This is a genomic window from Streptomyces sp. NPDC006551 (assembly GCF_040611675.1).
In the GTDB taxonomy this organism is placed as follows: Bacteria; Actinomycetota; Actinomycetes; order Streptomycetales; family Streptomycetaceae; genus Streptomyces.
The window spans coordinates 244,819-268,420 of record NZ_JBEXOT010000005.1; the positions used below are offsets into that span (position 1 = coordinate 244,819).

A 23,602-nucleotide genomic window follows, 5' to 3' on the forward strand; every position below is an offset into this window, starting at 1 on the left:
GCGGAGTACGGCCTTCACGCCAAGGATCGACCCCACGGTTGACCCCTGCACCTATCCGCCTTCCCTACGCTGGGTCACGTGCAGCGCGTCTACGACTTCATCCGCAGACACCCGACGGGCGTCGACAGCTTCTGGGCCGTCGTCCTCCTCGGGTTCTCCCTGCTGTGGGTGGGGTCGACCTACCCGGCGGTCGAGGAGCCCGCCGCGTACGGCGTCGTCGCCGTGCTCCTCTCGCTGGTGGTCGCCCTGCGCCGGCGCGCGCCCGAGAAGATGCTGGTGCTCGCGGTCGCTCTGGGCCTCGCCCAGCTCGCCCTCGGGCTGATGCCGTTCCTCGCCGACTTCGCGATGCTGGTGATCATCTACACGGTCGCCGCGCACGACGGTCCGCGCTGGGCCTCCCGCCTCGCGCTCATCGGCGGACTGAGCGCCGCCACGCTCTCCCAGCTGAGATGGCCGATGGAGGGCGAGGGATCGGCGCTCGCCAAGGTGTTCTTCACGGTGATCATGACGGTGCCGTTCGCCCTGGCCTGGGTGCTCGGCGACTCCCTGCGCACCCGCCGCGCCTACTTCGCGCAGCTGGAGGAGCGCGCCTCGCGCCTGGAGCAGGAGCGCGAGGCGCAGTCCAAGGTCGCGGTGGCCGCCGAGCGCGCCCGGATCGCCCGCGAGCTGCACGACGTCGTCGCCCACAACGTCTCCGTCATGGTGGTGCAGGCCGACGGCGCGGCCTACGTCCTGGACGCCTCGCCGGAGCAGGCCAAGCAGGCCCTGGAGACCATCTCCTCCACCGGCCGGCAGGCGCTGGCCGAGATGCGCCGGCTCCTCGGGATCCTGCGCACCGGCGAGCACCAGGAGGCGGGGGAGTACGTGCCCCAGCCCGACGTCCAGCAGATCGAGGATCTGGTGGAGCAGGTCCGCGGGGCCGGTCTGACCGTCGACTTCAAGGTCGAGGGGACGCCCCGGCCGCTGCCGAGCGGCGTCGAGCTCACGGCGTACCGGATCGTGCAGGAGGCCCTCACCAACACCCGCAAGCACGGCGGCCCGGACGCCGGGGCCAGTGTCCGTCTGGTGTACTTCGACGACGGGCTCGGGCTGCTCGTCGAGGACGACGGGCGGGGCGCGACCACGGAGATGTACGAGGACGGCGGCGCCGACGGACGGGGCCACGGCCTGATCGGCATGCGGGAGCGGGTCGGCATGGTCGGCGGCACCCTGGACGCGGGCCCCCGCCCCGGCGGCGGTTTCCGTATCAGCGCCCTGCTTCCCCTGAAGCCCGCACTCTGACTCCGACTCTGAGGAAACCCCATGTCCATCCGCGTGATGCTCGTCGACGACCAGGTGCTGCTGCGCACCGGCTTCCGCATGGTGCTCGCCGCCCAGCCGGACATGGAGGTCGTGGCCGAGGCCGGCGACGGCGTCGAGGCCCTGGAGGTGCTGCGGTCCACGGCCGTGGACGTGGTGCTGATGGACGTACGGATGCCCAAGCTGGACGGGGTCGAGACGACCCGGCGGATCTGTTCGCAGCCCGACGCGCCCAAGGTGCTGATCCTGACCACCTTCGACCTCGACGAGTACGCCTTCTCCGGGCTGAAGGCGGGCGCGAGCGGCTTCATGCTCAAGGACGTGCCGCCCGGAGAGCTGCTGGGCGCGATCCGCTCGGTGCACAGCGGGGACGCGGTCGTGGCCCCGTCGACCACACGCCGGCTGCTCGACCGCTTCTCGCCGATGCTGCCGTCGTCGGGCAAGGAGCCCCAGCACAAGGAGATCGACAAGCTCACCGACCGCGAGCGCGAGGTGATGATGCTGGTCGCCCAGGGTCTTTCGAACGGTGAGATCGCCGCCCGGCTGGTCCTGTCCGAGGCGACGGTGAAGACGCACGTCGGCCGGATCCTGACCAAGCTGGACCTGCGCGACCGCGTGCAGGTCGTGGTCCTGGCGTACGAGACGGGCCTGGTGCGGGCGGGCGGCGGAGCGGTCTGACCCGGTGCTGCTGTGGATCAACGGTCCGTTCGGGGGCGGGAAGACCCAGACCGCGTACGAGATCCGGCGGCGGCTGCCGGGCAGCGTGGTCTGCGACCCGGAGCACATCGGCTTCGGACTGCACCGGACGCTGCCGCCGTCCCTCAGAGGCGACTTCCAGGACCTGCCCGCCTGGCGGCAGGGGGTCTACGAGGTGCTGGACCTGGCGCTGCGCGCGCACGTGGGCGGCCCGGTGATCGTGCCGATGACGCTGGTGGAGCCCGCGTACTTCACCGAGATCGTCGGACGGCTGCGCGAGGAGCACGGTGAGGACCGGGTGCGGCACTTCGCGCTGCTGGCGGAGCGCGGGACCGTGCTGAAGCGGCTGACCGAGCGCGGTCTGGGGCGCGGCCTCAAGCGGGAGAGCTTCGCCGTGGCGAAGCTGGACCTGTGCCTGGAGCGACTGGAGGGGCCGGAGTTCGCGCACCACATCCGTACGGACCGGCTGACCGTCCCGCGGGTCGCGGACGAGGTGGCCGCCGGGGCCGGGCTGCGGCTCCTGCCGGACACGGACGGGCCGCTCCGCCACCGCCTGCGGCGGATCAGGGTCGGTCTGTCCCACCTCCGCTTCGACTGAGGGCCACCGAAGCCCGCCCTCCCTCCGACGCCCACGTCCAGGCCGTCGGCCGCCGCATATCCGCGGGTGCCGGGCTGTGCGGTCCGGCCTGAGCCGCCGCGGCGACGGCAGGGGGTTCTCAGGGCGTCAGCCCCCGCTGACCGCCTTTCCCCCAGCCCCGCAGGGTTTCGGGAAGGGGAAGGGGTGGGGGTGGGGGAATCAACCCACGCGCGCGAGGAAGGCGCCCACCGCCTCCCGTACGTCGTCCTCCGTCCAGGACAGCCCCGGCTCCCCGACCGTCACCTCCGTCACCGCCACACCCGGCGGCCCGCCCGCCCCCGGCGAGGACCAGCGGCGGAAGAGCACGGTGTCCGTCTCCACCGTCAGGGCCAGCGACGCCGCCGTCAGAAGGTCCGGGTCGTACGGGAGCCACACCTGGAACTGGTGGGTGTGCGGGGTCTCGGGGTGGACCCGGAACCACGGCACCCCCGCCTCCTCGAAGCCCGCCCGCAGCCCTTGCGCCACCACGCGCGCGTGCGCCACGTACGAGGGCAGCCTCGGCAGCTCCACGGCGAGACCGCTCAGCGCCGCCATCGCCGCGGGGAACTGCTGGAAGATCAGCCCGCCGTACCGGTGGAGCCATACCCGCGCCTCCTCCATCACGTCCTCCGGGCCGGCCAGCGCGGCCCCGGAGATCCCGCCCAGGGACTTGTAGAAGGAGACGTACACGGTGTCCGCGAGGCCCGCGATCTCGCGCAGGTCCCGCCCGAAGTGAGGGGCGCACTCCCACAGCCGCGCGCCGTCGAAGTGCACCACTGCGTCACGTTCGCGCGCCGCGTCCACGACGTCCACCAGTTCGTCCCAGCTCGGCAGCGTGAAACCGGCGTCCCGCAGCGGCAGCTCCAGCATCAGCGTCCCGAAGGGCTCCGGATGGTTCCGTACCTCCTCGGCCGTCGGCAGCCGGGGCTCGTCCGTCGGATGGACCGTGCGCAGCCCGCTCACCGCTCCGAGCGCACCGCGCTCGTGGACCTCCGGGTGGGAAAGGGGGTGCAGGGCGACGACCGGGCTGCCGGTCCGCCCCGACCAGCAGCGCAGCGCCACCTGCTGGGCCATCGTGCCGGTCGGGAAGAACACCGCGGCGGGCAGGCCCAACTCCTCCGCGACGCGCCGCTCGACCTCCTCGACCGGGCCGCCGCCGTACGCGTCGAGCGGCAGGCCCCCGCACCCGTCGGCGTCCGCCCGGTCGGCCAGCTCCCGCAGCCGCCTCCCCGCCGTCGCCTCGACGGGCGAGTGCCACAGCTTCCGGCCGGCCCCGCCCCACACCCTCCGCGCCCGGTGCAGCCGGGCCTCCCGCTCATCCATGGGCTGATCATCACACTGCCACCCGCACCCTGTGGACAGGCACGGAGGGGCGCGAAACGCTGGCGTAGCATGACGAGAAATCGTCCGGTACCCCCCGCGGACTGGAACGGAAGGCCGTTGCCGCGTGAATCAACCTGCAGAACCCCGAGCGGAAGACCGACCCGCGCGACTCACCGTCGGAGTCGTCGGAGCCGGCCGCGTGGGGCCCGCCCTCGCCGCCTGCCTGCGGCTCGCGGGTCACCGCCCCGTCGCCGTCTCCGCGGTCTCCGACGCGTCCGTGCGCCGCGCCGCGACCCTGCTCCCGGACGTGCCGATCATGTCGCCCGCCCAGGTGCTCGCCCACGCCGACCTGGTTCTGCTGACGGTCCCCGACGACGCCCTGCCGGGCCTGGTCGAGGGCCTCGCCGAGACCGGAGCCGTACGGCCCGGGCAGATCCTGGCGCACACCTCCGGGCGGTACGGAGTGAAGGTCCTGGACCCCGCCCGCCGCGCCGGCGCGCTGCCGCTCGCCCTGCACCCCGCCATGACCTTCACCGGGACCTCGGTCGACGTCCAGCGGCTGGCCGGCTGCTCCTTCGGCGTCACCGCGCCCGAGGAGCTGCGGCTGGCCGCCGAGGCCCTGGTGATCGAGATGGGCGGCGAGCCCGAGTGGATCGCGGAGGAGGCCCGCCCGCTCTACCACGCCGCCCTCGCCCTCGGCGCGAACCACCTGGTCACGCTGGTGGCCCAGTCCATGGACCTGCTCCGTACGGCCGGGGTCGCCGCCCCCGACCGGATGCTCGGCCCGCTCCTGGGCGCCGCCCTGGACAACGCCCTGCGCTCCGGTGACGCGGCCCTCACCGGCCCCGTCGCGCGCGGGGACGCCGGCACGGTCGCCGCCCACGTCGCCGAACTGCGCAAGCACGCGCCCGGCACGGTCGCCGGCTATCTGGCGATGGCCCGCACGACCGCGGACCGGGCGCTCGCGCACGGTCTGCTCAAGCCCGAGCTGGCCGAGGATCTGCTGGGCGTGCTCGCAGAGGGGGAGTCCCGATGAGGTCCACGTCGTCATCCACGCCGTCACCCGCGTCATCCGTGTCGTCGTCGGCACCGTCCGCACCGTCCGTGCCCCTCGCGGTGGTCCGCACGGCGGACGAGCTCCACGCGCTGCCGAGCCGCGGCAGGCGCGCCGTCGTCATGACCATGGGCGCCCTCCACGACGGTCACGCCACCCTCGTCCGCACGGCCCGCGAGCACGTCGGCCCGGACGGCTTCGTCGTCGTCACCGTCTTCGTCAACCCGCTCCAGTTCGGGGCCGGCGAGGACCTCGACCGGTACCCGCGCACGCTGGACGCCGACCTGGAGACCGCCGCGGCCGCCGGAGCCGACGCCGTCTTCGCCCCCTCCGCCGACGAGGTCTACCCCGGCGGGGAGCCCCAGGTCCGGATCACCGCCGGACCCATGGGGGAGCGCCTCGAAGGCGCGTCCCGCCCCGGGCACTTCGACGGCATGCTCACCGTCGTCGCCAAGCTCCTCCACCTCACCCGTCCTGACGTGGCCTTCTTCGGCCAGAAGGACGCCCAGCAGCTGGCCCTCATCCGCCGGATGGTCCGCGATCTGAACTTCCCGGTCGAGATCGTCGGCGTGCCGACCGTCCGCGAGAGCGACGGCCTCGCCCTCTCCAGCCGTAACCGCTACCTCTCCAACGGCGAGCGCCGCACCGCACTCGCCCTGTCCCGGGCGCTGTTCGCCGCGAGCGACCGGCTCGCCGCCCAGCAGGCGCTGAGCGCGCGTGCCGCCTCGCTGCCCGGCTCGGAGAGCCGCGCCGAGGCGCTCTCCCGGCTCGGCGAGGCCCGCGCGGCGGCCGACGCGCACGCCGTCGCCCAGGCCACCGCCGCCGAGTGCGGCGGCGCCGACGCCGTACGGGCCGCGGCCCGCGCCGTCCTCGACGACGCGGCCAAGGCCGAGCCGCCGCTCGTCCTGGACTACCTCGCCCTCGTCGACCCGGCCGACTTCACCGACGTCGCCGACGACCACGACGGCGAGGCGATCCTCGCCGTCGCCGCGCGCGTCGGCACCACGCGGCTGATCGACAACATCCCGCTGACGTTCGGAGCCACCAAGTGACCGGAATACGGCTGCACGCGCCCGCGCCTGGCTGGGCCATCGACGCCGACGTCGTCGTGGTCGGCTCCGGCGTCGCCGGCCTGACCGCCGCCCTGCGCTGCACCGCCGCCGGACTGCGTACGGTCGTCGTCACCAAGGCCCGCCTGGACGACGGCTCCACCCGCTGGGCCCAGGGCGGCATAGCCGCCGCGCTCGGCGAGGGCGACAGCCCCGAGCAGCACCTGGACGACACGCTCGTCGCGGGAGCCGGGCTGTGCGACGAGCAGGCCGTGCACGCCCTGGTCACCGAGGGCCCCGACGCCGTCCGCCGGCTCATCGCCACCGGCGCCGACTTCGACAAGACCTCCGAGGGCGAGATCGCCCTGACCCGCGAGGGCGGTCACCACCGCCGCCGGATCGCGCACGCGGGCGGCGACGCCACCGGCGCAGAGATCTCCCGCGCGCTCGTCGAGGCGATACGGGACCGGGGCGTGCGCACCATCGAGCACGCGCTCGTCCTGGACCTCCTCACGGACGCCGAAGGGCGCACGGCGGGCGTGACCCTGCACGTCATGGGCGAGGGACAGCACGACGGCGTCGGCGCCGTCCACGCCCCCGCCGTGGTCCTGGCCACCGGCGGCATGGGCCAGGTCTTCTCCGCCACCACCAACCCGGCCGTCTCCACCGGCGACGGGGTCGCGCTGGCGTTGCGCGCCGGGGCCGAGGTCTCCGACCTCGAGTTCGTCCAGTTCCACCCCACCGTGCTCTTCCTCGGCGCCGACGCCGAGGGCCAGCAGCCGCTGGTCTCCGAGGCCGTACGCGGAGAGGGCGCCCACCTCGTCGACGCGGACGGGGTCCGCTTCATGCTCGGGCAGCACGAGCTGGCCGAACTCGCCCCCCGCGACATCGTCGCCAAGGCGATCACGCGCCGCATGCGGGAGCGGGGCACCGAGCACATGTACCTCGACGCCCGGCACTTCGGCGCCGAGATGTGGGAGCACCGCTTCCCCACGATCCTGGCCGCCTGTCGCGCCCACGGCATCGACCCGGTCACCGAGCCGATCCCGGTCGCCCCTGCGGCCCACTACGCCTCCGGCGGGGTCCGCACCGACCTGCGGGGCCGGACCACCGTGCCCGGCCTCTACGCCTGCGGCGAGGTGGCCTGCACAGGCGTGCACGGCGCCAACCGGCTCGCCTCCAACTCGCTCCTGGAGGGTCTGGTCTTCGCCGAGCGCATCGCCGAGGACATCACGGCCCGCACCGCGCGCGTGCCCGGCGCCCCGGTGCCGCACCCGGCGCCCGTCATCCTCCCGCTGCCCGTCGCCGGCGCCCGCACCCGTATCCAGCGGATCATGACCGCCGGCGCCGGAGTGCTCCGCTCCGCGGCGAGTCTGCGCGAGGCCGCCGAGGCCCTGGACGCCCTCCACACGGACGCCCTCGCGGGCGGCACCGACGACTCGAAGGCGGCCGAGCCCGGCGTCGAGTCCTGGGAGACCACCAACCTGCTGTGCGTCGCCCGCGTCCTGGTCGCGGCCGCCCGCCGCCGCGAGGAGACCCGGGGCTGCCACTGGCGCGAGGACCACCCCGAGCGCGACGACACGGCCTGGCGCCGCCATCTCGTCGTACGCCTCACCCCGGAGCGGGCCCTCGACGTCCGGCCCACCGAGACCCATGACTTTCCCCCCACCGCCGCCGACGCACCCAGGGAGCCGTAACCGTGAGCACGCCGAGCACCCCCGAAGAAGAACGCCCGCAGCCCGTGGACGTACCCCTGATCCAGATCAGCGCGCCCGGCACGGCCGCGGCGGAGGCGGGCGGCTGCGGTGACGGCTGCGGCTGCGCCGACGGCGACGAGGTGTACGAGTGCGGGCTCGACCCCGCCCTCGCGCAGCTGCTCGCCGACGCGGGGCTCGACCCCGTCCAGGTCGAGGACATCGCCCACCTGGCCATCGAGGAGGACCTCGACGGCGGGGTGGACGTGACCACGGTCGCGACCGTCCCCGAGGACGCCGTCGCCACGGCCGACTTCACCGCGCGCGAGGCCGGCGTCGTGGCCGGCCTGCGGGTCGCCGAGGCGATCCTGTCCATCGTCTGCACGGAGACCTTCGAGGTCGAGCGGCACGTGGAGGACGGCGAGCGGGTCGAGGCCGGCCAGAAGCTTCTGTCGGTCACCACGCGCACCCGCGACCTGCTCACCGGCGAGCGCAGCGCGCTGAACATCCTGTGCCGTCTCTCCGGGATCGCCACCGCCACGCGCGCGTGGGCGGACGCCCTGGAGGGCACCAAGGCCCGGGTCCGCGACACCCGCAAGACCACGCCGGGCCTGCGCGCCCTGGAGAAGTACGCGGTGCGCTGCGGCGGTGGCGTCAACCACCGCATGTCGCTCTCCGACGCGGCCCTGGTGAAGGACAACCACGTGGTGGCCGCCGGAGGCGTGGCGCAGGCGTTCAAGGCCGTACGGGAGCTCTTCCCGGATCTGCCCATCGAGGTCGAGGTGGACACGCTGCACCAGGTCCGCGAGGTCCTGGACGCGGGCGCCGACCTGATCCTGCTCGACAACTTCACCCCCATGGAGACCGAGGAGGCGGTCGCTCTCGTCGCGGGCCGCGCCGCCCTGGAGTCCTCCGGCCGTCTGACGCTGGAGAACGCCGCGGCCTACGCGGCCACCGGCGTGGACTACCTCGCGGTGGGCGGGCTCACGCACTCGTCCCCGATCCTGGACATCGGCCTGGACCTGCGCGACGCCTCCGGGGCGGCTGTCTGATGCTTCTCACCATCGACGTCGGCAACACGCACACCGTCCTCGGCCTCTTCGACGGCGAGGAGATCGTCGAGCACTGGCGCATCTCGACGGACCCGCGTCGCACCGCCGACGAGATGGCGGTCCTGCTCCAGGGCCTGATGGGCATGCATCCGCTGCTGGGCGTGGAGCTGAGCGACGGCATCGAGGGCATCGCGATCTGCGCGACGGTGCCCTCGGTCCTGCACGAGCTGCGCGAGGTGACGCGGCGCTATTACGGCGACGTTCCCGCCGTCCTCGTCGAGCCCGGCGTCAAGACCGGCGTCCCGATCCTCACGGACAATCCGAAGGAGGTCGGCGCGGACCGCATCATCAACGCGGTCGCGGCGGTGGAGCTCTACGGCGGGCCGGCGATCGTGGTCGACTTCGGTACGGCGACGACGTACGACGCGATCACCGCGCGCGGTGAGTACGCGGGCGGCGCGATCGCGCCGGGCATCGAGATCTCGGTCGAGGCGCTGGGGGTCCGCGGCGCCCAGCTCCGCAAGATCGAACTGGCCCGGCCGCGCAGCGTGATCGGCAAGAACACGGTCGAGGCGATGCAGTCGGGCATCGTGTTCGGCTTCGCGGGCCAGGTCGACGGCGTGGTGGCCCGGATGAAGCGCGACATCGTGGGCCGCGGCGGCGACCCGTCGGACGTGACGGTGATCGCGACGGGAGGCCTGGCCCCGATGGTCCTGGGCGAATCGACGCAGATCGACGAGCACGAGCCCTGGCTGACCCTGATCGGCCTCCGCCTGGTCTACGAGCGCAACGTGTCCCGGATGTAGGCGGCGGGGCCTGAGACACTCTTCGGGCCCCGTCCCGCGCCCCGCCGCCCGCCCGGAGGGCAACGCGCCCGGGGGATGATCGGTAAACGAAATTTGTCCGATTAGCGCGTATTGTCACCTCATGCCCACGCCATACGGATCCCGCGGCGGCATGGCGTTCAGCGCGGACGAGCTGCGTGTGCTCCGACGCGCCCTTGCCACCGCCCTCCACCCCGCCCCCCTCCACGACGAGGACGTCCAGGACTGCCTGCGCCTCGCCGAATCCGTGGACGACGCCGTCCGCGAGGCCGGCCGGCTGCGCGCCTTCCTCCTCGACGACCTGGCCCGCTATCGCGAGGCCCTGCCCGGCTCGCTCCCCGGCTATCTGGAGCTCCTCCAGGACGCCCTGGCCGCCGGGTACGACCCCGCCGCGGACGACCTCGCCGCCCTGCGGGCCCTGCGCGGCAACCCCCGCGCCGCCGTCCTCCTGGAGCGCTGCCAGGTCCTCGCGGAGCGCTCCGTGCGCGCCCGCCTCGCCCGGGTCTGCCAGGCGTCCGTGACCACCGCCCCCGCCCCGCGCACCCGGCTGCTCGCCCTGCCCGGCGGCCGCGCCGGCGACGAGCCCAAGCCGAGGCCGACGCCGCCGCCCACGCCCGCCGAGCGGCCGGTGCCCAAGCCCTCCGAGGTGTTCCCGCCGCGCCGGCGCCCCGTACCCCCGCCCCCGCCCGAGGAACGCGTCGCCGGATAGCTACCCTGGACGCCATGGACTACGTATCCGCGCTCGTGCCCCCGGTCGTGATGGCCGCGTTCTTCATCGCTCTCGTGGTCACGATCGTCAAGAGCCAGGGCGGCCCGAACAAGGCCAAGGAGGACGCGGCCGTCGACGCCGCCCTCGCCCGCACCGAGGCCGCCCGTCAGACGGACGGCTCCACCCCGTAGCCACGGCTCCGGCCCCGCGTCACTGAGGACGTACGCCCCGCTTTAGCGGCGTACGTCCTTTTTGTTGCGTTTGTTACGTCAATAACCTTCGGTTCCTCCATCGCCCACTATGGTGGCGATGTGCCCCGTCAATTGGGAGAGCTCGAAGACGCCGTCATGACACGCGTCTGGCAATGGAACCGCCCGGTGACCGTGCGGGAAGTACTGGAGGATCTCCAGCAGGAACGGTCCATCGCCTACACCACCGTCATGACGGTAATGGACAATCTCCATCAGAAGGGCTGGGTGCGCAGGGAAGTCGACGGCCGCGCCTATCGATATACCGCCGTCTCCACCCGCGCCGCCTACTCCGCCGCGCTGATGAACGAGGCGTGGTCCCAGAGCGACAACCCCGCCGCCGCCCTGGTCGCCTTCTTCGGCATGATGTCGCCCGAGCAGCGGGAGGCCCTCAACGACGCCATCCGCATCGTCGGCCACAACAGCGCCGACGCGCCGCCCCCACCGGCGGAGGGCGCCGACGAGACGGAGGGGTCAGGGCGATAACGTCCCCCCATGCCGTCGTCCTCCGCATCCCCGTCCTCTTCGAAAGCCGTCACCGTACGCCGGGCCCGCACCAGTGATGTCCCGGCGGTCCGCCGACTCGTGGATCCGTACGTCGGCCGGGGCATCCTGCTCGACAAAGCGACGGTGACTCTTTACGAGGACATCCAGGAGTTCTGGGTCGCCGAACGCGACGAGGACGGGGCCGTCGTCGGATGCGGCGCACTCCATGTCATGTGGGAAGACCTCGCCGAAGTGCGCACTCTCGCCGTCGATCCCGAGTTCAAGGGCGCCGGCGTCGGACATCAGGTGCTCGACAAGTTGTTGCACACCGCCCGATGGCTCGGGGTGCGCCGGGTATTCTGCCTGACCTTCGAAGTCGACTTCTTCGCGAAGCACGGCTTCGTCGAGATCGGTGAGACTCCGGTCGACGGAGATGTCTACAGCGAGCTCCTGCGTTCCTATGACGAGGGTGTCGCCGAGTTCCTGGGTCTCGAACGAGTGAAGCCGAACACCTTGGGCAACAGCCGGATGCTTCTGCACCTGTGAGCGTAAGGAGCGTCCGGAACCCTATGTCCGAATCGCGCACGTTTCCCGCGCTGTCGGGCTTCTGAACCTCTGCCAGGGGTTTGTGTTTTTCCGGGAAAAGCGGTTTCCTTTCCGCGTACTGCATTTTCGATGAAAGGAAATCCGGTGGCACAGAAGGTTCAGGTCCTTCTTGTCGATGACCTCGACGGTGGCGAGGCGGACGAGACCGTGACGTTCGCTCTGGACGGCAAGACCTACGAGATCGACCTCACCACCGCCAACGCGGACAAGCTCCGTGGCCTGCTCGAGCCGTACACCAAGAGCGGCCGCCGCACTGGTGGCCGCAGCGCCGGTACGCGCGGCAAGGGCCGGGTCGCCGCCGGCGGCAGCCAGGACACCGCGAAGATCCGCGCCTGGGCCAAGGAGAACGGTTACAACGTGAACGACCGCGGTCGGGTGCCCGCGGAGATCAAGGCGGCCTACGAGGACGCGAACCGCTGAGGCGTCAGCTGCTGGGACGCCGGGCCAGTCGCACGGGTACGGGCGCTCAGCAGCCGCACCCGGTGACACTCCGCGGCCGCGGCGGCCACGAGTCGTACGAGACACGGGGCAGCCGCACCGCCCCGCACGGCGGTCCGCAGGGCCGGCAGCGAGGACTCCACCTCGCGGCCGGGCTCGGGGGCCCGCAGCCACACCGCGGCGCCCGGCGCGCCGGAACCGCTCCGTCCTGGGGGGATGGGCGCGGTCATCCGGCCGCCCGCGCCCAGCATGGCGAGATCCAGCGAGATCCCGCCCCACTCCAGCCAGTCGAGCAGCCCCGGCAGCTCGTCCGCGCTTCCTGCGGCGACCAGTAGCCGCATCCTGCGCCCCTGGAGGGCCACCGGCCCGGTGGCGGCGCCCATCCTGCGCAGCACGGCACCGCCTGCCGCCACGGGCAGCTCCAGGACGTCGAAGCGCAGCCCCGTGACCAGCTGCACCGGCGGCCCGTCCACGGTCGCCCAGCCGAGTTCGTTCTCGTACCACCACGCGGGGCCGTCTTCGAGCGGCGGGCGGGGAAGCGGGACGGTGAAGGCCATGCCCGGGGAACTCTCACGCCGTCGCGTTGGTTACGCCCGAAGCTGACTCAGCGTCCTCGTTCCACTGCGCAGAGTGTCCGAGATGGGGGCGTACGGGTGCATCCGAGAGCGCAAGGTTGTTCGCCCGTAGCGGAGGGAACCAGGGTGTGCCGCATGGAGTGTCAGTGCTTACGGGTAAGACATTCCTAGTGGGGAGGGGCGACTCGCGGGCTTTGGCGTCTCACGTTCGCCATCGGCGTACAGATGGCGTGGGTAACTGCTTGGCCTGCGGGAACATCGTCTCGCACCATCGGGTTGGAGCATTTGTCGGCTGTTCGGCAGCAGGTCTCCCCACGGACAAGGGGGTGATCCGGACGGATGTCGGCAGTTGGAATGAGCGGTCCCCGCTTGCGGGACTAAGCTGCGGAAGGACAGGGAGGGGATCGACCCCTAACTGACTGACCGCTCTGAGGAGCGATTAACGATGTTCGAGAGGTTCACCGACCGCGCGCGGCGGGTTGTCGTCCTGGCTCAGGAAGAAGCCCGGATGCTCAACCACAACTACATCGGCACCGAGCACATCCTCCTGGGCCTTATCCATGAGGGTGAGGGTGTCGCCGCTAAGGCCCTGGAGAGCCTCGGGATTTCGCTCGAGGCGGTCCGGCAGCAGGTGGAGGAGATCATCGGTCAGGGCCAGCAGGCCCCGTCCGGGCACATCCCCTTCACCCCTCGTGCCAAGAAGGTCCTGGAGCTGTCGCTCCGGGAGGCCCTCCAGCTCGGCCACAACTACATCGGCACCGAGCACATCCTGCTCGGCCTGATCCGCGAGGGCGAGGGCGTCGCCGCCCAGGTCCTCGTGAAGCTGGGCGCCGATCTCAACCGGGTGCGGCAGCAGGTCATCCAGCTGCTCTCCGGCTACCAGGGCAAGGAAGCCGCCACCGCCGGCGGTCCTGCCGAGGGCACCCCCTCGACGTCCCTGGTCCTCGACCAGTTCGGCCGGAACCTCACCCAGGCCGCTCGTGAGTCCAAGCTCGACCCGGTCATCGGGCGCGAGAAGGAGATCGAGCGGGTCATGCAGGTGCTGTCCCGCCGTACGAAGAACAACCCGGTCCTCATCGGCGAGCCCGGCGTCGGCAAGACCGCCGTCGTCGAGGGCCTGGCGCAGGCCATCGTCAAGGGCGAGGTGCCCGAGACCCTCAAGGACAAGCACCTCTACACCCTCGACCTGGGTGCGCTGGTCGCCGGCTCCCGCTACCGCGGTGACTTCGAGGAGCGCCTGAAGAAGGTCCTCAAGGAGATCCGCACCCGCGGCGACATCATCCTGTTCATCGACGAGCTCCACACCCTCGTGGGTGCGGGCGCCGCCGAGGGCGCGATCGACGCCGCCAGCATCCTCAAGCCGATGCTGGCCCGCGGCGAACTCCAGACCATCGGTGCCACCACGCTCGACGAGTACCGCAAGTACCTGGAGAAGGACGCGGCCCTCGAGCGCCGCTTCCAGCCCATTCAGGTCGCCGAGCCGTCGCTGCCGCACACGATCGAGATCCTCAAGGGTCTGCGTGACCGGTACGAGGCCCACCACCGTGTCTCCATCACGGACGAGGCCCTCGTCCAGGCCGCGACCCTGGCCGACCGGTACATCTCGGACCGCTTCCTCCCGGACAAGGCGATCGACCTGATCGACGAGGCCGGCTCCCGGATGCGCATCCGCCGGATGACCGCGCCGCCGGACCTCCGCGAGTTCGACGAGAAGATCGCCGGTGTCCGCCGGGACAAGGAGTCCGCGATCGACTCCCAGGACTTCGAGAAGGCGGCTTCTCTCCGCGACAAGGAGAAGCAGCTGCTGGCGGCGAAGGCCAAGCGGGAGAAGGAGTGGAAGGCCGGCGACATGGACGTCGTCGCCGAGGTCGACGGCGAGCTCATCGCCGAGGTCCTCGCGACCGCCACCGGCATTCCGGTCTTCAAGCTGACCGAGGAGGAGTCCTCGCGTCTGCTCCGTATGGAGGACGAGCTCCACAAGCGCGTCATCGGCCAGGTCGACGCCGTCCGCGGTCTGTCGAAGGCGATCCGCCGTACGCGTGCCGGTCTGAAGGACCCGAAGCGCCCCGGTGGCTCGTTCATCTTCGCCGGCCCGTCCGGTGTCGGTAAGACCGAGCTGTCCAAGGCGCTCGCCGAATTCCTCTTCGGCGACGAGGACGCGATGATCTCCCTCGACATGTCGGAGTTCAGCGAGAAGCACACGGTCTCCCGGCTCTTCGGTTCTCCCCCCGGATACGTGGGCTACGAAGAGGGCGGCCAGCTCACCGAGAAGGTGCGCCGCAAGCCGTTCTCCGTCGTCCTCTTCGACGAGGTCGAGAAGGCCCACCCCGATATCTTCAATTCCCTTCTCCAGATCCTGGAGGACGGTCGCCTGACCGACTCCCAGGGCCGGGTCGTGGACTTCAAGAACACGGTCATCATCATGACGACCAACCTCGGGACCCGGGACATCTCGAAGGGCTTCAACCTCGGCTTCGCGGCCCAGGGCGACACGAAGTCCAACTACGAGCGGATGAAGGCGAAGGTCAGCGACGAGCTGAAGCAGCACTTCCGCCCGGAGTTCCTGAACCGTGTGGACGACGTCATCGTCTTCCCGCAGCTCACCCAGGACGACATCCTGCAGATCGTCGACCTGATGATCGGCCGGGTGGACGAGCGCCTGAAGGACCGGGACATGGGCATCGAGCTCTCCCAGTCCGCGAAGGACCTGCTCGCCAAGAAGGGTTACGACCCCGTTCTGGGCGCCCGGCCGCTGCGCCGGACGATCCAGCGCGAGATCGAGGACTCGCTCTCCGAGAAGATCCTCTTCGGCGAGCTGCGCCCCGGTCACATCGTGGTCGTGGACACCGAGGGCGAGGGTGAGGAGAAGAAGTTCACCTTCCGCGGCGAGGAGAAGTCGGCACTGCCGGACGTCCCGCCGATCGAGCAGGCCGCGGGCGGTTCCGGCCCGAACCTCTCGAAGGACGCGTGACGCCGCGCTGAGCGGTCGAAGGGGCGGCCCCGGACTCGGAAGAGTCCGGGGCCGCCCCTTCTGTCTGGGCAGGTCATGTCCGGACTCCGACGGTGGGGCGGAGGTGTTCGGTGCCGGTGAAGCGGAGACCGGGCCCGCTGACCAGCCGCAGGTGCCCGAGTCCGGCCAGCGGGGCCAGGTTCTGCTCCCCGTCCCCGGGCCCCTGCCGCAGGGACAGCCGCCGAAGCCCGGGAAAGACCTGGGCGACCTTGGTGAGGGGCGCGTCGGTGGGGGCCAGGTACAGCGTCAGCCGCTCGACCTGAGGCAGCCGGAGGGCGTCGGGGGCGTCGCGCAGCACGGCGGAGCGGACGTGGAGGGTACGCACGCTCCCGAGCCCCGCCATGTCGTGCCAGTCCCGGGTGGTCAGCGAGGCGGCCTGTCGGAGGACGAGCACCCTCAGGTCCGGCAGCCGGGCGAGCGAGCCGAAGCCCTCGGTCGGGGCGACGGAGGCGACGAGCATGTTCAGGCGGTCGGACCTCACGAAGGTCGCGGCGGCCCACGCATCCCATGCGGAGACGTTCAGGTCCCGGACCTCGGCGAGCAGGGGGGCCAGCGTCGCCGTTCCCCGGTCCGAGAGGCCCGGGCGGAGGTCCAGGGCCGCGGGCCTCAACCCCAGTCGGACGAGCGCGTCCGCCTGTTCGTCCGAGCCGAGGGTGAACTGGAGGCCCGTCTGGTCGATCCGGGCGATGATCTCGTCGGCGTACGCATGGGTGTCGTACCGGTGCCAGGCCCACATGAGTTGGGAGCGGATCAGGAGGTCAGGGTGGTCGGCGAACCGGGCCAGGTAGGGCAGGGCGGCGTCGGCTCCGACGTGGGAGGCGGTCACCACGGCCATCTGAGCCTCGTGGTCGCCGAGACCGTGTGGTTCGGGCAGCAAGTCCAGCACCGCCCGTCCCACCGACGCCAGCTCCCGCGCCTCCGCCGGGTGGCGCGGCGGGATCACCTCCGCCGTGCGCGCGAGGATCCGCTGCCGGATCTCCGGGGAGACCTCCGTGGCCTGTTCCAGGGCCGTCGCCGCCACCACAAGGACGCGGAGCCGGCCGCGGCGGTCCTCCGCCGCGTCAGCCGCCTTCAGCAACTCGGCGAGGATCTCCGCGCATTCGCGCGGGCGGGCGTGGCCGACCGCCATGCGGATGACGTCCTCCCACTGGTCGTCCGCCGCGTGCTGGACCAGGACGCCGATGTGCCACTCGTCGACGAGGGCCTTCGCGGCGAGGTGGTCCTGGAAGGTGCGGTGCACGAAGTCGACGGTGCCGGGGGTCGGTTCACGCAGCAGGCCGCTGCGGTGGAGCAGATGAGTGAAGACCGCGCCGGGGTCACCGAAGGCCGCCGCCTCCGGGACGGCGGGAACGGCGGACCGGACGATCGACTCGGCGTGAGAACGGTCCATCTGCGTGCGGCCGTTGAGCGTGAGCCAGTACGCGAGCCGCTGGATCAGTTGGATCTGCGGCGCCTCGCCCAGCTCGATCACGTACGGCGTCCCCATGTCCCGCTCGCGGTCCCGCCGCGAAAGAAGCATCGCCAGCGCGGCCTCGTACAGCGCCTTGCGGCCCCGGGGCAGAAAGCCGCGGCGGTCGCGGTGCAGGGCGCAGACGAGGCCGCACATCAGCGGGTTGGTGGCGAGCTGCGCGACGTGCTCGGTGGTGCGCAGGGCCTCCAGGAGGGGTCGCTCGTACGGGTGGGCGTCCGGTCCCGCCGCCTGGTGCCAGCGCTGGACGAAGGTGGTGACCTCGGCGCGGGACATGGGGGAGAGGGTCAGTTCCGTGAAGCCGTCGGTGGTCAGCCAGTCGTCGCGTACGGCGGTGGGGCGGGAGGTGACCAGCCAGCGGTTGCCGTCGTAGGCGGTGAGGAGATCGCGGAGCCAGCGGCGGGCGCGCTCGCGCTCGGCCTCGGGGATCTCGTCGATGCCGTCGACGAGGATCAGGCCGCGCCCGGCGGCGAGGACGCGGTCGGTCCAGCCCTCGGGCGGGGTGAGCGGGCAGCCGGCGGCGGAGAGGAAGCGGTCGGGGGAGGGGAGCCGTTCGCCGTGGCGGGTGAGGGTGCGCAGCGGGAGGACGAAGGGGATACGGCCCCGGAGGTACGCCATGCCCTCCGCCCGGCGCTCGGTCGCCGCCGAGACCGTCAGCCACTGGACGAGGGTCGTCTTGCCGGAGCCGGCCAGGCCGCGCAGGAGGACCCTGTCGTGGCGGGCGAGGGCGAGGTCGGCGCGGAGGGAGTCCGCCGCGCGGTGCACGGGGACGATCAGCTCAGGCGGCGCGTCCTCGTCAGGGACCGCGAACGCCGGGCCGCCGGGGCCGGCGTTCGTCGTGCCCATCGCTTCGGGTGCCGTGGACCAGGGGCCGCCCGTCGGCTCCGCCGTCGCCTCCAGTGACAGATACGCCATGTCCAGCGGCCACTCGTCCGGGGTGTGATGCAGGTCGACCCCGTAGATCGTCAGCCGGCCGTGCTTCTTCGCCAGGTGCGCCAGATAGCGCCGTTCGAACTCCGCGTCGCGCCCATCCGGCCTCGGCGTACGGGTGAGCAGCGCGTCGAGCTTGCCGATGAGCTCGCTCTGACCCCGGCTCTGCTCGACCAGCGTGCGGCCGACGAAGGTGGAGCGCTGGGTGAAGAACTCCAGGATGTGCAGGCAGGCCCACTCGGTGAGCGAGTCGAGGAAGAGGGCGGAGTCCGTCGACAGGCCGTCGGGGGGCGGGGCCGCGGCGCGAAGACGGCGGGCGAGGTCGCGGTGGCCGAGCCGGACCGCCTGCACGTCGTCCATGTCGAGGTCGCCGAGGGCGAGGAGCGTGGCGGCCAGGGTGTCGGTGACGGCCTCGGTCTCGTCGGCGGGGAACGGGGATTCCCCGGGGCCCGTCCGCGCGCGCCCGACCAGGGTGGCGGCCAGTGTGCGGACGTCCTTGTCGGTCAGGGTGCGCTGCTCGCCGCGGAAGGAGACGAGCCGGGAGAGCCGGATGCGGCGGCCTGCCCCGGTGAGGCCCGCTCCCGGGCCGTCCTTGACCAGGAGTTTTCTCAGCAGCGGGCCGATCGCGCCGGAGGCGAGGCGGGTGCCGATGAGTGCTGGATCCATAGGTGTCCCCCCGTACGTCCCCGGAGCCGTCAGCGTAGTGCGGGACGTGATCCGGAGGGCCGTGGTTGCGTGACCCAGGTCGCATTCCGGTGCGGCCCGCCGTGACAAGGCGCACAGGCGTTTCGGCCTGTACTAACCGGAATAGTGATGACCATTGGTGTCGATTCGGGACTTTCAGGGTGGCGGGCTCGGGACTTTCGTCCCGGAGTGCCCCGACCCGTACGGGATACGGCCTGTCGCTCCCTTCCCAAGGGGCCCGACGTGCGGATAAACCGAAGCGCTTGGGGTGGTTTGTCCGATTTCCGAGAGGGGGGTCCTGGGTCGTCAAGACCTGAACTTCCCTGGAGATCGCTACGACGAGATGTCGTAGATGGGGGGTTTGGGTGGTGATGGGGGTCCGGGTTACCAAGGGATGGCCAGCCCGGCGCGCCGTTCGCGTCGGGTCCCGTTCTGCCCGGAGGTTTTCCCCCGTATGTCGAAGCGCGTCATGAACCCCGCCGCCCGTGTCACCGCCGTCGCCCTCGCCGCCGCGGGTCTGGGAGCGTCGCTGGTGGCCGGAGCAGGGTCTGCCTTCGCCGTCGAGGGCAAGGCCACCATCGCGTCCGCCGCGACCGGTGCGTCCGCTGCCGTCGCCGCGCAGGCCGATGCCCAGGCGCAGGCCGCCGTCAAGGCCGCCGCCGTGAAGCAGGCAGCGGCCAAGGCCGTCGCCGCCAAGCAGGCCGCCGCGAAGGCCGCCGCCGTCAAGAAGGCCGCCCCGAAGGCCGTCAAGAAGAACCCCGCCTGGGTCAAGCCGGTCGTGTCCTACACGCTGACCGCCAGCTTCAACCAGGGCGGCGCCATGTGGTCCCACAAGCACTCCGGCCAGGACTTCGCCGTTCCGGTCGGCACCGCGGTCAAGGCCGCCGGCGCCGGCACCGTGGTGAAGGCGGGCCCGAACGGCGGCGGTGACGGTCCGGCGTACGGCAACGCCATCGTCGTCAAGCACGCCAACGGCAAGTACTCGCAGTACGCCCACCTGTCGAAGATCAACGTGGGCATCGGCCAGAAGGTCGCCGCCGGCCAGAAGATCGCCCTGTCCGGCAACACCGGCAACTCGTCCGGCCCGCACCTGCACTTCGAGATCCGTACGACCCCGAACTACGGCTCCGCGCTCAACCCGTCGGCCTTCCTGCGCTCCGTGGGCGTCACCATCTGACGCTGGGAACGAGCTCTCAGGCGTGGTGCGCCTGAGTGAGCAGATCGAGGGCGACCTCGAGGACGGCTTCGTGCTTCTCCTCGGGGTCGCCCTCGACGTTCTCCATGTGGAAGGTGCCGGCGTGCAGGGTGAAGATCGCGCTGATGCAGCGCACCCGGTCGACGATCGCGAAGTCCGGCTCCTGCACGAGGTCCGTCAGCTCCAGCATCCGCTCCTTGAAGGTCAGGCCGACGCTGAGCTCGCGCACGGTCGCCTGGTTCTCCTGCATGAAGCGGTACAGCGGCGTCGCGTCGCGCAGCGCCAGCTGGTAGCGGCGCAGGGTCTCCCGCCGGGTCTCCAGGGTCCGGGGCTGCGCGTGCGCCCAGGCGATCAGCTCGTCCATGGGGCGGGTGAGGTCCTGGAAGAGCCCGATCAGGATGTCTTCCTTGGTCTTGAAGTGGTAGTACAGCGCCGCCTTCGTGACGTCGAGCCGTTCGGCGATCTCGCGCAGTGAGGTCTTGTCGTACCCCTGCTCGGCGAAGAGTTCGAGAGCCACGTCCTGGATGCGCTGGCGGGTGTTGCCTCTGGCCATGGTCTGCTCGCTCCCACACACTTTTACTTACTTGACGCCCGGCTAGTTACGCGTCTACCGTCCCCAGTGTAGTAACTAGCCGGGCGGCAAGTAAGGACCCAGAAGGGTACGGGGAGTGGGAGACATGACGACGACACCAGCGCCGAAGAGAGCCGAAGGGACCGAGAAGGCGCGCAGCGTCCGCGTCGTCCTGCTCGCCCTGATGATCGCGATGCTGCTCGCGATGCTGGACAACATGATCATCGGCACCGCCATGCCGACGATCGTCGGTGAACTCGGCGGCTTGGAGCACCTCTCCTGGGTGGTCACCGCCTACACCCTGGCCACGGCCGCCTCCACGCCCATCTGGGGCAAGCTCGGCGACATGTTCGGCCGCAAGGGCATCTTCCTGATCTCGATCGTGATCTTCCTGATCGGTTCGGCGCTCAGCGGCATGGCCCAGGACATGGGCCAGCTCATCGGCTTCCGTACGATCCAGGGCCTGGGCGCCGGCGGTCTGATGGTCGGCGTCATGGCGATCATCGGCGACCTGATCCCGCCCCGTGAGCGCGGCAAGTACCAGGGCATGATGGCCGGCGTGATGGCCCTCGCCATGATCGGCGGACCGCTCGTCGGCGGCACCATCACCGACCACTGGGGCTGGCGCTGGTCCTTCTACATCAACCTGCCGCTGGGCGCCGTCGCCCTCGCGATGGTCACCGCCGTGCTGCACCTGCCCCGCAAGGAGCGGACCGCGGGCACCCGCATCGACTTCCTCGGCGCCGGACTCCTGACCGTCGGCATCACCTCGATCGTCCTCGTCACCACCTGGGGCGGTACGGAGTACGCCTGGGGCTCCGCGACCATCGTCGGACTCGCGGTCGCCGGTGTCGCCGCCCTGGCCGCGTTCCTGTGGGCCGAGACGCGCGCCGCCGACCCGATCATGCCGCTGCACATCTTCCGCAGCGGCAACTTCACCCTCATGTCGGTGATCGGTTTCCTCACCGGCTTCGTGATGTTCGGCGCGGTCCTCTTCCTGCCGCTGTTCCAGCAGTCCGTGCAGGGCGCCTCCGCCACCAACTCCGGTCTGCTGCTCCTGCCGATGCTCCTGGCGATGATGGTCGTCTCGCTCGTCTCCGGCCGGATCACCACCAACAGCGGCAAGTACAAGATCTTCCCGATCATCGGTACCGCGCTGATGGTCGTCGGCCTCTTCCTGCTCGCCCAGATGGACACCGGCACCTCGCGGCTCACGTCGGGCGTCTACATGGCCGTGCTCGGCGCGGGCATGGGCTTCCTGATGCAGATCACGATGCTCGTCGCGCAGAACAGCGTCGAGCTGAAGGACATGGGCGTCGCCTCCTCCGCGACCACCCTCTTCCGGACGCTCGGCTCCTCCTTCGGCGTCGCGATCATGGGTGCGCTCTTCACCGGCCGGGTCCAGGACGAGATGGCGGCGCGCGGCGGCGCCGAGCTGACCCAGCGCTCGGCCCAGCTCGACGCCGCCAGCCTGGCGAAGCTGCCGGCCGAGCTGCGCGAGGCGTACCAGTACGCGGTGGCCTCCGGCACCCACTCCGCCTTCCTGGTGGCCGCGGCGGTCGCGGTGATCGGCTTCGTCCTCGCCTTCTTCGTCAAGGAGGTGGCGCTGCGCGGGGCCGGTCCCGAGCGCAAGCCGGCCACGGCCACCGAGGGCGACGCCCCCAAGGTCGCCGAGACGGTCTGAGCATCACCGGTACGAGGACGGCCCCGGCGCGCGAGCGCCGGGGCCGTCCGCCGTGCGGGCGGACGCGCTCAGTCCGGGAACGTGATCATCGGGAAGCTGCCGGTGTTCGTCGGCGCGTGGTCCGGGAGCCAGAGCACCGCGATCGCGCCGCCCGCCCCCTCCGGGGTGCCCTCGGGCGCCGCGTTCCGGAAGGTCAGCCGCGCCCCCAGGACCCGGGCCTGCCCCGCCGCGATCGTCAGGCCGAGCCCGTGCCCCTGGCCCGCGCGGTCGCTCGTGCCCGTACGGAACCGGCTCGGGCCCTCGCGCAGCAGCGCCTCCGGGAAGCCGGGGCCGTGGTCCCGTACGCGGACCACCCGGCCCTCGACCGTGACCTCCACCGGCGGCTTGCCGTGCTTGGCCGCGTTCGCGAGCAGATTGCCCAGGATCCGCTCCAGGCGCCGCGGATCGGTGTTGACCCAGGACTCGTGCACCACTCGCACCACCGCCTCCGGGTCGAGCGCCCGCACCCGCCGCTCGACGAACTCGCCGAGCGCGATCTCCTGGAGCTCGGCCCGCTCCGACGCGCTGTCGAGCCGGGCGACCTCCAGCACGTCCTCGACCAGGGTCCGCATCGCCTGCGCCCGGTCCCGTACGAGCTCGGTCGGCCGCCCCGGGGGCAGCAGCTCGGCCGCCGTCAGCAGCCCGGTGACCGGGGTGCGCAGCTCGTGCGCGATGTCCGCGGTGACCCGGCGCTCGGCCTCGATCCGTTCCTGGAGCGCGTCGGTCAGGGCGTCGACCGCCCGGGCCAGCTCGTCCGTCTCGTCGCGTACGACTCCGCCGATCGCGTGCCGTACCCGTACGTTCGTGTTGCCCTGCGCGACCTTGCCCGCGGCCGCGGCCGCCTTGCGCAGCCGGCGCGAGAGCTGGCCGCCGATGAGGACGCCGAGGGCGCAGCCGCCGAAGACCACCGAGACGGAGCCGATGATCAGGGCCCGGTCGAGGTCCTTCATGATCGCCGTACTGCGGTCGGCGAACGGGATGTGCAGCGAGAGCACGTCCCCGTTGGCGAGCGGCACGGCCGCCCACACGTCGGGCGGCCCGCCGTGGCGGTGCTCCTGCACGAAGGTGCCCCGCCGCTTGTCCCGCATCAGCTGGTCCAGCTGCGGCGGCAGCATCGGGTCGTTGATCTTGGTGCCGAACCGCGGCTCCTTCGGCTTGGAGCTCTCGTACAGGCGCTGGGCGAAGAGCAGCCGCTCCATCTGCACCTCGCGCGCGTTGTCGAGCATCGAGACGCGGGCCGAGTTGTGGACGACCAGGCTGAGGGTGACGGCGATGAGCGCGCCCACCGCGGCGATGGCGACGGCGATCTTCCAGCGGACCCCCGTACGCAGTGCGACCCGCTTCATCCCTTG

Annotated in this window: 21 protein-coding genes; 16 read left to right on the forward strand and 5 right to left on the reverse strand. The window is 71.6% G+C overall.

The window, feature by feature from the left end:
- Nucleotides 1-78: 78 nt before the first annotated feature.
- From ABZY12_RS08635 to ABZY12_RS08645, 3 genes are read left to right on the forward strand one after another with little or no spacing between them, the layout of a single operon-like run.
- Nucleotides 79-1,281: a sensor histidine kinase gene (locus ABZY12_RS08635; protein ID WP_356888538.1), complete on the forward strand. Its 1,203-nt coding sequence runs from the start codon at nt 79-81 to the stop codon at nt 1,279-1,281.
- 21 nt (nt 1,282-1,302) lie between these two features.
- Nucleotides 1,303-1,977: a response regulator transcription factor gene (locus tag ABZY12_RS08640; protein WP_356888539.1), complete on the forward strand. Its 675-nt coding sequence runs from the start codon at nt 1,303-1,305 to the stop codon at nt 1,975-1,977.
- A 4-nt stretch (nt 1,978-1,981) separates the two neighbouring features.
- Nucleotides 1,982-2,593, forward strand: coding sequence for an ATP-binding protein (locus ABZY12_RS08645; RefSeq protein WP_356888540.1), 612 nt, complete (start codon nt 1,982-1,984; stop codon nt 2,591-2,593).
- 198 nt (nt 2,594-2,791) lie between these two features.
- Here the strand turns inward: ABZY12_RS08645 and ABZY12_RS08650 are convergent, their stop codons facing one another.
- A complete protein-coding gene (locus ABZY12_RS08650) occupies nt 2,792-3,934 on the reverse strand; it encodes a beta-eliminating lyase-related protein (RefSeq protein WP_356888541.1) in 1,143 nt (380 codons plus the stop codon).
- A gap of 124 nt (nt 3,935-4,058) precedes the next feature.
- On the opposite strand from ABZY12_RS08650, the gene ABZY12_RS08655 reads away from it, so the two are divergent.
- From ABZY12_RS08655 to ABZY12_RS08700, 10 genes are all read left to right on the forward strand, one after another.
- Complete coding sequence (locus ABZY12_RS08655) at nt 4,059-4,970, forward strand: DUF2520 domain-containing protein (protein ID WP_356888542.1); 912 nt, start codon at nt 4,059-4,061, stop codon at nt 4,968-4,970.
- A complete protein-coding gene (gene panC / locus ABZY12_RS08660; RefSeq protein ID WP_356888543.1) occupies nt 4,967-6,040 on the forward strand; it encodes a pantoate--beta-alanine ligase in 1,074 nt (357 codons plus the stop codon). The genes ABZY12_RS08655 and panC overlap by 4 nt, the downstream gene beginning before the upstream one ends.
- Nucleotides 6,037-7,734: an L-aspartate oxidase gene (locus ABZY12_RS08665; protein ID WP_356888544.1), complete on the forward strand. Its 1,698-nt coding sequence runs from the start codon at nt 6,037-6,039 to the stop codon at nt 7,732-7,734. The genes panC and ABZY12_RS08665 overlap by 4 nt, the downstream gene beginning before the upstream one ends.
- A 2-nt stretch (nt 7,735-7,736) precedes the next feature.
- The gene (gene nadC, locus ABZY12_RS08670) at nt 7,737-8,783 is read left to right on the forward strand and encodes a carboxylating nicotinate-nucleotide diphosphorylase (RefSeq protein ID WP_356888545.1); all 1,047 of its coding nucleotides are present in this window, start codon (nt 7,737-7,739) and stop codon (nt 8,781-8,783) included.
- On the forward strand, nt 8,783-9,589 hold the full coding sequence (locus ABZY12_RS08675) for a type III pantothenate kinase (protein WP_356888546.1): 807 nt from the start codon (nt 8,783-8,785) through the stop codon (nt 9,587-9,589). The genes nadC and ABZY12_RS08675 overlap by 1 nt, the downstream gene beginning before the upstream one ends.
- 151 nt (nt 9,590-9,740) lie before the next feature.
- A complete protein-coding gene (locus ABZY12_RS08680; protein ID WP_356888588.1) occupies nt 9,741-10,316 on the forward strand; it encodes a hypothetical protein in 576 nt (191 codons plus the stop codon).
- Between the two features lie 14 nt (nt 10,317-10,330).
- Nucleotides 10,331-10,507 carry a hypothetical protein gene (locus tag ABZY12_RS08685; protein ID WP_356888547.1) on the forward strand — a complete coding sequence of 59 codons (177 nt, stop codon included), beginning with the start codon at nt 10,331-10,333 and terminating at the stop codon, nt 10,505-10,507.
- A 120-nt stretch (nt 10,508-10,627) separates the two neighbouring features.
- The gene (locus tag ABZY12_RS08690) at nt 10,628-11,050 is read left to right on the forward strand and encodes a BlaI/MecI/CopY family transcriptional regulator (protein ID WP_356888548.1); all 423 of its coding nucleotides are present in this window, start codon (nt 10,628-10,630) and stop codon (nt 11,048-11,050) included.
- A gap of 9 nt (nt 11,051-11,059) precedes the next feature.
- Nucleotides 11,060-11,596: an amino-acid N-acetyltransferase gene (locus tag ABZY12_RS08695; RefSeq protein WP_356888549.1), complete on the forward strand. Its 537-nt coding sequence runs from the start codon at nt 11,060-11,062 to the stop codon at nt 11,594-11,596.
- A 144-nt stretch (nt 11,597-11,740) separates the two neighbouring features.
- On the forward strand, nt 11,741-12,076 hold the full coding sequence (locus ABZY12_RS08700) for an Lsr2 family protein (RefSeq protein ID WP_356888550.1): 336 nt from the start codon (nt 11,741-11,743) through the stop codon (nt 12,074-12,076).
- Here ABZY12_RS08700 and ABZY12_RS08705 read toward each other — a convergent pair.
- Nucleotides 12,055-12,651, reverse strand: a complete 597-nt coding sequence (locus ABZY12_RS08705) for an SCO3374 family protein (protein ID WP_356888551.1) — start codon at nt 12,649-12,651, stop codon at nt 12,055-12,057. The genes ABZY12_RS08700 and ABZY12_RS08705 overlap by 22 nt on opposite strands.
- A 463-nt stretch (nt 12,652-13,114) precedes the next feature.
- Between ABZY12_RS08705 and ABZY12_RS08710 the strand changes: the two genes are divergently transcribed.
- Entirely contained in the window at nt 13,115-15,640 is a 2,526-nt protein-coding gene (locus ABZY12_RS08710) for an ATP-dependent Clp protease ATP-binding subunit (RefSeq protein ID WP_356888552.1), read from the forward strand.
- 73 nt (nt 15,641-15,713) lie between these two features.
- Here the strand turns inward: ABZY12_RS08710 and ABZY12_RS08715 are convergent, their stop codons facing one another.
- Complete coding sequence (locus ABZY12_RS08715) at nt 15,714-18,743, reverse strand: NACHT domain-containing protein (RefSeq protein WP_356888553.1); 3,030 nt, start codon at nt 18,741-18,743, stop codon at nt 15,714-15,716.
- 472 nt (nt 18,744-19,215) lie between these two features.
- On the opposite strand from ABZY12_RS08715, the gene ABZY12_RS08720 reads away from it, so the two are divergent.
- A complete protein-coding gene (locus ABZY12_RS08720; protein WP_356888554.1) occupies nt 19,216-19,938 on the forward strand; it encodes a M23 family metallopeptidase in 723 nt (240 codons plus the stop codon).
- A gap of 16 nt (nt 19,939-19,954) precedes the next feature.
- Here ABZY12_RS08720 and ABZY12_RS08725 read toward each other — a convergent pair whose 3' ends face one another.
- A complete protein-coding gene (locus ABZY12_RS08725) occupies nt 19,955-20,509 on the reverse strand; it encodes a helix-turn-helix domain-containing protein (protein ID WP_356888555.1) in 555 nt (184 codons plus the stop codon).
- A gap of 124 nt (nt 20,510-20,633) precedes the next feature.
- On the opposite strand from ABZY12_RS08725, the gene ABZY12_RS08730 reads away from it, so the two are divergent.
- Nucleotides 20,634-22,211, forward strand: a complete 1,578-nt coding sequence (locus tag ABZY12_RS08730; RefSeq protein WP_356888556.1) for an MDR family MFS transporter — start codon at nt 20,634-20,636, stop codon at nt 22,209-22,211.
- A gap of 68 nt (nt 22,212-22,279) precedes the next feature.
- Here ABZY12_RS08730 and cseC read toward each other — a convergent pair whose 3' ends face one another.
- Nucleotides 22,280-23,596, reverse strand: a complete 1,317-nt coding sequence (gene cseC / locus ABZY12_RS08735; RefSeq protein ID WP_356888557.1) for a two-component system sensor histidine kinase CseC — start codon at nt 23,594-23,596, stop codon at nt 22,280-22,282.
- Nucleotides 23,597-23,602 lie beyond the last annotated feature (6 nt).

Bases quoted from the DNA above. Each gene is read 5' to 3' on its own strand.
- ABZY12_RS08640 (WP_356888539.1), top strand. From the start codon at position 1,303: ATGTCCATCCGCGTGATGCTCGTCGACGACCAGGTGCTGCTGCGCACC.
- ABZY12_RS08650 (WP_356888541.1), bottom strand. From the start codon at position 3,934: ATGGATGAGCGGGAGGCCCGGCTGCACCGGGCGCGGAGGGTGTGGGGC.
- panC (WP_356888543.1), top strand. From the start codon at position 4,967: ATGAGGTCCACGTCGTCATCCACGCCGTCACCCGCGTCATCCGTGTCG.
- ABZY12_RS08675 (WP_356888546.1), top strand. From the start codon at position 8,783: ATGCTTCTCACCATCGACGTCGGCAACACGCACACCGTCCTCGGCCTC.
- ABZY12_RS08680 (WP_356888588.1), top strand. From the start codon at position 9,741: ATGGCGTTCAGCGCGGACGAGCTGCGTGTGCTCCGACGCGCCCTTGCC.
- ABZY12_RS08685 (WP_356888547.1), top strand. From the start codon at position 10,331: ATGGACTACGTATCCGCGCTCGTGCCCCCGGTCGTGATGGCCGCGTTC.
- ABZY12_RS08695 (WP_356888549.1), top strand. From the start codon at position 11,060: ATGCCGTCGTCCTCCGCATCCCCGTCCTCTTCGAAAGCCGTCACCGTA.
- ABZY12_RS08705 (WP_356888551.1), bottom strand. From the start codon at position 12,651: ATGGCCTTCACCGTCCCGCTTCCCCGCCCGCCGCTCGAAGACGGCCCC.
- ABZY12_RS08710 (WP_356888552.1), top strand. From the start codon at position 13,115: ATGTTCGAGAGGTTCACCGACCGCGCGCGGCGGGTTGTCGTCCTGGCT.
- ABZY12_RS08715 (WP_356888553.1), bottom strand. From the start codon at position 18,743: ATGGATCCAGCACTCATCGGCACCCGCCTCGCCTCCGGCGCGATCGGC.
- ABZY12_RS08720 (WP_356888554.1), top strand. From the start codon at position 19,216: ATGTCGAAGCGCGTCATGAACCCCGCCGCCCGTGTCACCGCCGTCGCC.
- ABZY12_RS08725 (WP_356888555.1), bottom strand. From the start codon at position 20,509: ATGGCCAGAGGCAACACCCGCCAGCGCATCCAGGACGTGGCTCTCGAA.
- ABZY12_RS08730 (WP_356888556.1), top strand. From the start codon at position 20,634: ATGACGACGACACCAGCGCCGAAGAGAGCCGAAGGGACCGAGAAGGCG.
- cseC (WP_356888557.1), bottom strand. From the start codon at position 23,596: ATGAAGCGGGTCGCACTGCGTACGGGGGTCCGCTGGAAGATCGCCGTC.